Source organism: Streptomyces sp. NPDC102490, assembly GCF_044765285.1.
Lineage (GTDB): Bacteria > Actinomycetota > Actinomycetes > Streptomycetales > Streptomycetaceae > Streptomyces.
The window spans coordinates 555,548-565,020 of the sequence record NZ_JBIWJU010000006.1; the positions used below are offsets into that span (position 1 = coordinate 555,548).

At 71.3% G+C, this 9,473-nt stretch carries 8 protein-coding genes and 1 rRNA gene; 7 read left to right on the top strand and 2 right to left on the bottom strand.

The window, feature by feature from the left end; translation table 11 throughout:
* The first annotated feature begins 78 nt into the window (after positions 1-78).
* From ACIRGB_RS16955 to ACIRGB_RS16975, 5 genes are read left to right on the top strand one after another with little or no spacing between them, the layout of a single operon-like run.
* Positions 79-876: a hypothetical protein gene (locus ACIRGB_RS16955; RefSeq protein WP_403864820.1), complete on the top strand. Its 798-nt coding sequence runs from the start codon at positions 79-81 to the stop codon at positions 874-876.
* Positions 866-2,203 carry a hypothetical protein gene (locus ACIRGB_RS16960; RefSeq protein ID WP_403864823.1) on the top strand — a complete coding sequence of 446 codons (1,338 nt, stop codon included), beginning with the start codon at positions 866-868 and terminating at the stop codon, positions 2,201-2,203. Before ACIRGB_RS16955 ends, ACIRGB_RS16960 begins: the two co-directional genes overlap by 11 nt.
* Entirely contained in the window at positions 2,200-3,759 is a 1,560-nt protein-coding gene (locus ACIRGB_RS16965; protein WP_403864826.1) for an SCO6880 family protein, read from the top strand. Before ACIRGB_RS16960 ends, ACIRGB_RS16965 begins: the two co-directional genes overlap by 4 nt.
* A gap of 12 nt (positions 3,760-3,771) precedes the next feature.
* The gene (locus ACIRGB_RS16970) at positions 3,772-5,184 is read left to right on the top strand and encodes an ATP-binding protein (RefSeq protein WP_403864829.1); all 1,413 of its coding nucleotides are present in this window, start codon (positions 3,772-3,774) and stop codon (positions 5,182-5,184) included.
* A 27-nt stretch (positions 5,185-5,211) separates the two neighbouring features.
* A complete protein-coding gene (locus ACIRGB_RS16975) occupies positions 5,212-6,693 on the top strand; it encodes a type IV secretory system conjugative DNA transfer family protein (protein WP_403864832.1) in 1,482 nt (493 codons plus the stop codon).
* An 18-nt stretch (positions 6,694-6,711) separates the two neighbouring features.
* Here the strand turns inward: ACIRGB_RS16975 and ACIRGB_RS16980 are convergent, their stop codons facing one another.
* A complete protein-coding gene (locus ACIRGB_RS16980) occupies positions 6,712-7,272 on the bottom strand; it encodes a GNAT family N-acetyltransferase (RefSeq protein WP_403864835.1) in 561 nt (186 codons plus the stop codon).
* A 94-nt stretch (positions 7,273-7,366) separates the two neighbouring features.
* Between ACIRGB_RS16980 and ACIRGB_RS16985 the strand changes: the two genes are divergently transcribed.
* Positions 7,367-8,641 carry a sensor histidine kinase gene (locus ACIRGB_RS16985; RefSeq protein WP_403864837.1) on the top strand — a complete coding sequence of 425 codons (1,275 nt, stop codon included), beginning with the start codon at positions 7,367-7,369 and terminating at the stop codon, positions 8,639-8,641.
* Positions 8,638-9,306 (top strand): response regulator, encoded by a 669-nt coding sequence (locus tag ACIRGB_RS16990; protein WP_403864839.1) that lies wholly within the window; start codon positions 8,638-8,640, stop codon positions 9,304-9,306. Before ACIRGB_RS16985 ends, ACIRGB_RS16990 begins: the two co-directional genes overlap by 4 nt.
* Before the next feature lie 80 nt (positions 9,307-9,386).
* Here ACIRGB_RS16990 and rrf read toward each other — a convergent pair.
* Positions 9,387-9,473 (bottom strand): 5S ribosomal RNA (gene rrf / locus ACIRGB_RS16995); the annotation flags it as partial.

Sequence of the window (9,473 nt, forward strand, 5' to 3'; positions counted from 1 at the left end):
CACCGCGCCCGAGCGGGAACCAGCACGGCTACCGTCGTACGTACACGGCCGACCCGACGTCGAGGGGGCGTACGCGGCATGAGTCTCGGAGACGATCACCACTCGTCCGGCGATTACGGCGGCGCCGGCCAGACCCGGCTCCGGCTGCCGGAGGAGGACGGCGGCCCCCGACGCGGCGGCCGCTCCTCCTCGCGGAGCCTGGTCACCGTGGTCGGCGTCGTCGTCCTGCTCATCGCCGCGATCGCCTTCGCGAACCGTGGAGGAGACGATTCCGCATCCGCGGGGGGCGACGGCGACAAGCCGAAGACATCGGCGACAGCCCCCTCGGGAACCCGCCCGGTCCAGTCCGGCTTCGCCCACGACGAGCAGGGGGCGCAGAGCGCGGCGGCGAATTACGCGGTGACTCTCGTCTCGGCCGAGATCCTCAAGCCCGCCCAGCGGGACGAGATCGTGCGGCGGGTCTTCGTGGCCGACAAGCAGGCCGCTCTCGCCGCCAAGTTCCAGAAGGTCTACAGCGAAGAGTTCCTCAGCAGCATCGGCCTGGACAAGAACGGCAACGCCACAGGTGGCAACACCTATGTCTCGCGCACCATGCCGATCGGGACCAAGGCCACGCAGTACTCCGACACGAGCGCGACCGTGGACGTCTGGTGCACGGGTGTGTTCGGCACAGCGGGTGAGAAGACCACCACCCCCGTCAGCAGTGACTGGTTCACCATGACCCTGAAGCTGCGCTGGGTGGACAGCGACTGGAAGGTCGAGTCCTTCTCCCAGAAGGACGGCCCGGCGCCAGTCCCGGGCGACAACAAGGCCTCCAGCGCCGACGAGATGTCCAAGGCCGTCCAGGAGTACGGAGGGTTCACGTATGCCCGCTGATCAGCGCCGCGTACTCAAGGCCGCCGCCGCCTTGACCGCCGTACAGACCGCGCTCGTGCTGTTCGCCACGCGGGCCGCCGCGGCACCCACTCCGTCACCGGCTCCGTCGGACGACAACTGCGACCTCATCGTGGGCCCCGCCAAGGACTACTGCGAACGAGGCGAAGGCGGGGGCTCCGGGGGTGGTGGGGGGACCACCCCGAACAGCGTCCCCGACACCCTCGACCCCCTCTCCTCCCTCGCCAAGGGCTGTGCCGACGCCGCCGCCTGGACCGTCGACACGCTCAGCGACGCCGTGAAGAGCACCGCCGACGTCGACTTCACGAACGACACCTTCCTCAAGCAGTACGCCGTCGTCTTCGCGGCCTCCGCCTTCCTGACCCTGATCCTCTGGCTGCTCGCGGTGGCCAAGCGCGCCGTCCGCGGCGTCCCGCTCACCACCGCGCTCTCCGAGGCCGTCGGGTTCCTCTGGCTCACCGTCCTGGCGTCGGCCTTCACGCCGTTGATCCTGTACACGGTCGTGTCGGCCACCGACGCCGTGACCGAGGTCCTGGCCAAGGGCACCGGCGACCAGACGGACACCTTCTTCGGCACCTTCTCCGAGGCGCTGAAGCAGGGCAACGACATCGGCGGCGGCCCGATCATGCTGATCCTGGTGTCGTTCGTGTCGATCGTCGCCGCGGGCGTCCTCTACCTGGAGCTGTACCTGCGCGCCGTCCTGCTCTACGTCGGCGCCCTGCTCGGCGTCGTCGTCTACGCCGGCCTGGTCGACAAGAACCTGTGGGGCCACGTCCGCCGCTGGGCCGGCATCATGATCGCCGTGATCATGGTCAAGCCCGTGATCGTCATCGTGCTGGGCCTCGCGGGCGCGCTGACCACGGAGGACGGGCCCGACTCCGTCGCCGCCATCGTGTCCGGCCTCGCCATCATCCTGCTCGCGATCTTCGCCTCCGCGATGATCTACCGCTTCGTCCCCGGCTTCGGCGACGAGATCGCCAACGGCCGCAACAACCGCATCATGCAGGGCGCCGAGGGCAAGGCCGCCGCGGTGATCAGCTCCCCGGCGAACCTCGTCGCCCAGGGCATCAGGACCCACAGCAGCCGCAACAACGGCGACAGCGGCGGCGGACCGTCCTCGTCCTCCGCCGCCGCCCGCCCCTCGAACCCCGCCTCCGGCGGCGTCGCCGCGCACAGCTCGCGCCCCTCGAACGGCGGCGGCGGAAATGTCCCCTCCGCCGCACCCGCACCGCGCTCCGGCAACCCGGTGAACACCCCGCACGCAAGCAACACCCGCAACAGCAAGAGCACAGGAGGTGACGGGCGTTGACGACCGAGTCCCACGTGTCCCACACGGTCACGCCCCGCCGTACGTATCTGATCGGCCGCGCCCGGCCGAACGCGATCGTCGGCCGCAACCGCGAGACCGGAGAGATCGCGCTGATCGTCGCGGGCGCGTTCCTCGGCATGATGTGCGGGCTCCTCGTCCCCGTCCTGAGCCTGCGCATCGTGCTGCTCGCCGGCTTCCCGATGCTCGCGCTGGCGGCGGTCTACGTGCCGTACAACCACCGGACGTTCTACCGGTGGTTCGAGATCAACCGAAGCTACAAGCGCACGCTCCGCAAGGGCACCACCTACCGCTCCGGTGCCATCGAGGCCGGTACCAGGATCGACGGCCAGGAGATCGAGGTCGGCCCGCCGCCCGGCATCGGCCGCATCTCCTGGCTGGCGGCGCCCTTCGGGCCCGACGAGATCGCCGTACTGCTGCACGCCGACCGCAAGACCGTCACGGCCGCCATCGAGATCGAGGGCCCCGGCGTCGGCCTGCGCGACTCCGAGGACCAGGAGGCCCTGGTCGACCGCTTCGGCACCCTGCTCAAGCACGTGGCCAACGGCGACGGCTTCGTCACCCGCATCCAGATGCTCGCCCGCACGCTCCCGGCCGACCCCGACGCGCACGCCAAGGACGTCGCCCAGCGCGGCGACGGCAGGTCACCGGCCTGGCTGCAACAGTCGTACGACCAGCTCCAGTCGATGGTGTCCACCAGCAGCGAGCAGCACCGCGCCTATCTGATCGCCTGCATGCACTACAACCGCGAGCTGGCCGCCGAGGCGCACACCATGGCCCGCGCCGCCCGGCCGCACAGCGGACGCAAGCTGGACCGGGACGCCGGTCTCGCGGTCGTGATGGCGCGCGAGCTGACCGACATCTGCTCCCGCCTCCAGGAAGCCGACATCCGCGTCCGCCAGCCGCTGGGCCAGGGCCGCCTCGCCTCCCTGATCCACGCCATGTACGACCCGGACCACCCGATCGACCACATCCAGGCGATGACCAAGCGCAACGCCTGGCCGGCCGAGCTGGACGCCATGGAGCCCACCTACCTCCAGGCCAAGACCCGCGAGTCCGCCACCCGGGCTCCCTGGTGCCACGCCACCGCCTGGATCAAGGAGTGGCCGATGACGCCGGTGGGCGTCAACTTCCTGGCCCCGCTCCTCGTCCACACCCCGGACGTCATCCGCACCGTCGCCGTCACCATGGACCTCGAACCCACCGAGGTCGCCATCGAGCGGATGCTGACCGAGAAGACGAACGACGACGCCGAGGCGTCCCGCGCCGCCAAGATGAACCGCACCGTGGACCCCCGCGACATCGCCGCCCACGGCCGCCTCGACCAGCGCGGCGAGGACCTCGCCAGCGGCGCGGCCGGCGTCAACCTGGTCGGCTACATCACCGTCTCCTCACGCAACCCCGAGGCGCTGGCCCGCGACAAGCGGACGATAAGGGCCTCGGCCGGAAAGTCGTACCTGAAACTGGAGTGGTGCGACCGTGAGCACCATCGCGCCTTCGTGAACACTCTTCCGTTCGCCACCGGCATCCGAAGGTAGGGGCTGAGCCTGATGCGGGACCCGCTGACCGTCCTCACCGACGCCTTCACGTCCTTCCTCTTCGGGAAGGTGGAGACGACCCGCCTCCCCGTGCGCACGTCCACCGGCCAGGCCCAGGCCGTCTACCTGCCCACGGCCGCCCCCGGTCTCGGCGACTCCGGCGTGATCATCGGCCGCGAGGTCTACTCCGGCAAGGGCTACATCTACGACCCCTTCCAGCTGTACGGCCAGCAGCTCCCCGCCCCGCACTGGCTGGTGCTGGGCGAGTCCGGCAACGGCAAGTCGGCCCTGGAGAAGACGTACGTCCTGCGCCAGCTCCGCTTCCGCGACCGCCAGGTCGTCGTCCTGGACGCCCAGGGCGAGGACGGCGTCGGCGAGTGGAACCTCATCGCCGAGGAGCTGGGCATAACTCCCATCCGCCTCGACCCGATGGCCGCCCTGGACCACGGCATCCGGCTCAACCCGCTCGACCCGGCGATCACGACGACGGGCCAGCTCGCGCTGCTCCGGACGATCATCGAGGTCGCCATGGGCCACGGCCTGGACGAGCGCTCCGGCTTCGCGCTCAAGGTCGCGCACGCCTACGTCAACGAGACCATCGTCGAACGCCAGCCGGTCCTCACCGACATCGTCGAGCGGCTCCGCCACCCCGAGCCGGAGTCCGCCGAGGCGATGAACGTCGCCATAGACGACGTGCGGGCCTGGGGTCTCGACGTGGCGCTGGTCCTGGACCGCCTCGTCGACGGTGACCTGCGCGGCATGTTCGACGGTCCGACGACGGTCGGCATCGACCTCGACGCGCCGCTCATCGTCTTCGACCTCTCCCACATCGACCGCAACTCCATCGCCATGCCCATCCTCATGGCCATCGTGGGCGTGTGGCTGGAGCACACCTGGATCCGGCCCGACCGGAAGAAGCGCATCTTCCTGGTCGAGGAGGCCTGGCACATCATCAACAGCCCGTTCGTGGCACAGCTGTTCCAGCGGCTGCTGAAGTTCGGGCGCCGGCTGGGTCTGTCGTTCGTGGCGGTGGTGCACCACCTGTCGGACGTCGTCGACGGGGCGGCCGCCAGGGAGGCCGCGGCCATCCTCAAGATGGCCTCCACCCGCACCATCTACGCCCAGAAGGCCGACGAGGCACGGGCCACCGGACGCGTCCTCGGCCTGCCCCGCTGGGCGGTGGAGATCATTCCCTCCCTCACCCCCGGCATCGCGGTGTGGGACGTCAACGGCAACGTCCAGGTGGTCAAACACCTGATCACCGAGACCGAACGCCCCCTGGTCTTCACCGACCGCGCGATGACCGAGTCCTCCGTCGACACGACCGACGACGCGCTGCGCGCCGCGGAGCTGGAGGCGGAGGAGCGGGCGGCGGCGTTCATGGAGCAGCACATCGGCGACTCGTCGGAATCGACGGTGGCGTAGGACGAGAAACGGAGAGGCACCGGACGCATGAGACCGGACGACCGCCGCGACCAGCGGCCGGCCCAGGGCGGCATCCCCGACGGCCTGCTGATCGGCCTCCTGGCCTTCATCCTCGGCATGTCCCTGCTGGTGTGGACGGCGACCGGCCTGTCCGCCCTGTTCGCCCACGGCTCCTGGCCCGCCGGCGTCAGTTTCACCGGTACCCCGCAGGCCATGCGCGAGCTGATCGCCCAGCCCCACGACCTCCCCGGCGCCTGGCCGGACGCCCCTCGGACGGACCTCTCCGGATACGGGCTGTTCTGGGGCCTGTTCATCGGCCAGCTGATGGTGCTGGTGGTACTGACGGTGTTCGTGATGGGCACGCTGGCGCGATGGCGTGCGGTACGGCAGCGGAGGCGTGAGGAGCCGGTGCCGACTCCGGCTCCGGTACAGGAGACGCTGGTACACGAGACGCCGGTCCAGGAGGCTCCGCTGCACGAGGTGCCCACCCCCAGAGCGCCGCAACAGACCCCGGCTCCGGAGCCCGAGCCCTCAACTTCTCCGTTCCAGGGCAAACGCGTGGGCGGGTGGGAAACCCACCGCGCCGAAGGCGCGGTGCACTACGGCCCACGGGAAAGCCGCCACACCACCGCAACCGAGGCCCTGCGGGACGCAGACGGCGCCGCCCTCGTCCTCACCTCCAACCCCGCCCTCTGGTCGGAGACCAAGGACGCCCGCGCCAAACTCGGCCCCACCCACCTCTACGACCCGAACCACCTCTGCGACACCCCGGCCCGCTTCCACTGGTCCCCCACCGCGGGCTGCGAGGACAGACCGACGGCCACCGCCAGGGCCGCCGCCCTGCTCGCACCGGTCCGCCCCACCGCCCGCCTCGACCAGGCGGTCGGCGACACGGCCGAACTGCTGCTGCGCAGCTACCTCCACGCCGCCGCCATCGACGGCCGCACCGTCCGCCACGTCCACCGCTGGTCGCAGGGCCTCCAGGTCCAGGACGCCGTCCGCATCCTGCGCACCCACCCCAAGGCCGCCCCCGGTTCCGCGGGAGAACTCGAAGGGTCCCTGACTGCCCACCCCGAGCGCCGGGACATGGCCCAGCAGCTGACCGCCCGGGCCCTGGCCGCGCTGTCCACGGTCAACATCCGCGAGGCGTGCACCCCCCACCGAAATGATGCCCTCGCCTTGGATTCCTTCGTCCACGAACAGGGAACCCTTTACGTGGTGGGTGAATCCATTGAGGACCCCCGCACGAGCCCGGGCGCGATGCCGCTGCTGACGGCGCTCGTCTCCAGCGTGGTCGAGCGCGGCCGGCGCATGGCCGAACGGTCATCCTCCGGTCGCCTCGACCCACCAATGACCCTCGTCCTGGACGACGTCGCGGCCGTGGCCCCGCTCCCCCAGCTCCCGGAGCTGCTGGCCACGGGAACGGACCTCGGCATGCCGACCCTGGCCCTGCTCCGCTCCCGCGAGCAGGGCCGCGCCCGCTGGCCCCACGACGAACTCCCCGTCTGACCCGAGCACGGGGGCGGGTCAGCGCTCGAGCACGTACTCCAGCTCGTGGTCGCCGGGCCCGCCCACCAGCGGCACCGTCCGCCCGCTCGGCACGAACCCGGCCTTGGCGTAGGCGCCCCGCGCCCGCCCGTTGTCCGGATGCACGATGAGCCGCACCCGCTCCAGACCATGCGCCCACGCCCACGCGAGACCGGCGTCGAACAGCGCCTTGGTCAGCCCGCTCCCCCGCCACTCGGGCCGTACGAACACCCCGACGACGTGCCCCTGCCGCCGCTCCACCGGGAACCCGGCCCAGTCCGTCGTCCCGGCCTCCTCCACGATCACGGTCAGCGTGCCGAGCCATCGGTCGCCGGGCCCCACGGCTACGAACTGCTGCGCCCCGGCAGCCCCTTCGGCGCCCTTGGCCGCCCGCTCCCGCCAGAAGGAGTCGGGCCGCGCGGCCGCGTCGTCGTACGTCTCCAGGTACGCGAGGTCCGCGACCGGGTCCCGCAGCGCCCGCAGCCGCAGTTCCTTCACCGCGGGCCATTCGTCGGCGCGGACGACGCGGATCACATAGTCACCGGGGACCGAGGCACTCATGCGGGCCACCGTAGTACTCGGGTACCAGCCCCCTCACCTCATATACGGCCCCCGGGCGGACGCCCGGCGCGCTCCGATCCCCGACCATGGTCGGATGGAGCCCGTGAAGCCGGTGCCGGAACACCGGGCCGCCGAACCACTCACCGAGTACGTCCAGCGCGTCAACCGGCGGCTCCGCGCCTTCGACCACCGCCATCCGCTGGTGTGGGACCTCCTCCTCACCGGCTTCTGGGTGCTGGCCGCGCTGATCGACGCCACCGGCGGCGGCTGGCGCAACGTCGCCCACGACCCCGGCGTTCCCGTCGGTCTCGTCCTCGTGCTCAGCCTCGCCCTCTCCGTGCCCGTCCTCTGGCGCCGCAGCCATCCCCGGGCAGCCCTCCTCGCCACCCTGCCCGCGGCACTGGTGAGTGCCTGGTCCGGCGCCACGCTCCAGGCCGCCCTGCTCCAGCTCCTCGTCGTCCACCACGTCGCGCTGCGTCTGCCGCTGCGCAACGTCTGGTGGGTGGTGGCCGTGGTCATCGCCCCGACCTGCGTCACGGCCGCCCGCTACGGGGACAGCGCGGGCTCCTGGAACCAGCAGGTCGGCTCGCAGTTCCTCTCCATCGGCGTGGCCGCCCTCATCGGCATCACCGTCCGTGCCCGGCGCGACCACACCGAGGTCCTCGAGGACCGCGCCCGCCGCCTGGAGACCGAACGCGACCAGCAGGTCAGGCTCGCCGCCGCGGCCGAACGCGCGCGCATAGCCCGGGAGATGCACGACATCATCGGCCACAACCTCTCCGTCATCACCGGCCTCGCCGACGGCGGCCGGTACGCCGCCGCCAAGTCCCCCGACCGGGCCGCCCAGGCCCTCGACGCCATCGGCACCACCAGCCGCCAGGCCCTCGGCGAACTCCGCCGCCTCCTGGACGTCCTGCGCGACGACGACCAGGACGGCACCGGCACGGCCCCCGAACTGGCCCCGCAGCCCGCCCTCACCGACCTCGACCGCCTCCTCGACGGCGTCCGCCGGGCCGGACTCCCCGTCCGCACCACCGTCAAGGGGGAGCCCGCACTCCCCGAGGGCCGCCAGCTCACGCTCTACCGCGTCATCCAGGAAGCCCTCACCAACACCCTCAAGCACGCCGGCCCCGACGCCACCGCCCACATCGACCTCTCCTACGAGCCGGGCGGCGCCGTCACCCTTACCGTCACCGACACGGGACGAACGGCCCCGCTCCCGTCCCCCGCCCTCTCCGGCGGCCGCGGCCTGCCCGGGATGCGCGAACGAACCTCCCTGTACGGGGGCACACTTGAGGCTGGCCCACGCCCGGCGCCCGAGCGGGGCTGGCGCGTCCATCTGCACCTACCGGAGGAACCCCCGCAGTGACCACCGTCCTCATCGCCGACGACCAGCCCCTCCAGCGCTTCGGCTTCCGCATGCTCCTGGAGAGCCAGGACGACATGACGGTCGTGGGCGAGGCGGCCAACGGCGCCGAAGCGACCCGGATGGCGGCCGAACTCCACCCCGACGTCGTCCTCATGGACGTCCGCATGCCCGGCCTGGACGGCATCGAGGCGACCCGCCGCATCGTGGCGAGCGGCGGCCGCACCCGCGTTCTCATCCTCACCACCTTCGACCTGGACGAGTACGCCTACTCCGGCCTGCGCGCCGGCGCCTCCGGTTTCCTCGTCAAGGACGCCCAGCCGGAGGAGCTGCTCTCCGGCATCCGCGCGGTGGCCACGGGCGACGCGGTGGTCGCCCCGAGCCTGACCCGCCGCCTGCTCGACGCCTACGTCCACCATCTCCCGGCCGCCACCACGCAGCCGAGCCCGACCGGCTCCCCCGACCCGCGCCTGAGCGCCCTCACGGACCGGGAGACCGAAATCCTGCGGGTCATGGGCCAGGGCTGGACCAACACGGAGATAGCCGAGCGCCTCCACCTCGCCGAGTCGACGGTGAAGACCCACGTCGGCCGCATCCTGGCCAAGACGGGTTCGAGGGACCGGGTCCAGGCGGTCATCCTGGCCTACGAGACAAAACTGGTCGGCTAGGAAACTGGTCGGTTAGGAAATAGGGGGTGAACGCAGAAAACCCCGCACCGTTTCCGGTGCGGGGTTTCCTCGCAATGATTGTTCGGCGGCGTCCTACTCTCCCACAGGGTCCCCCCTGCAGTACCATCGGCGCTGTAAGGCTTAGCTTCCGGGTTCGAAATGTAACC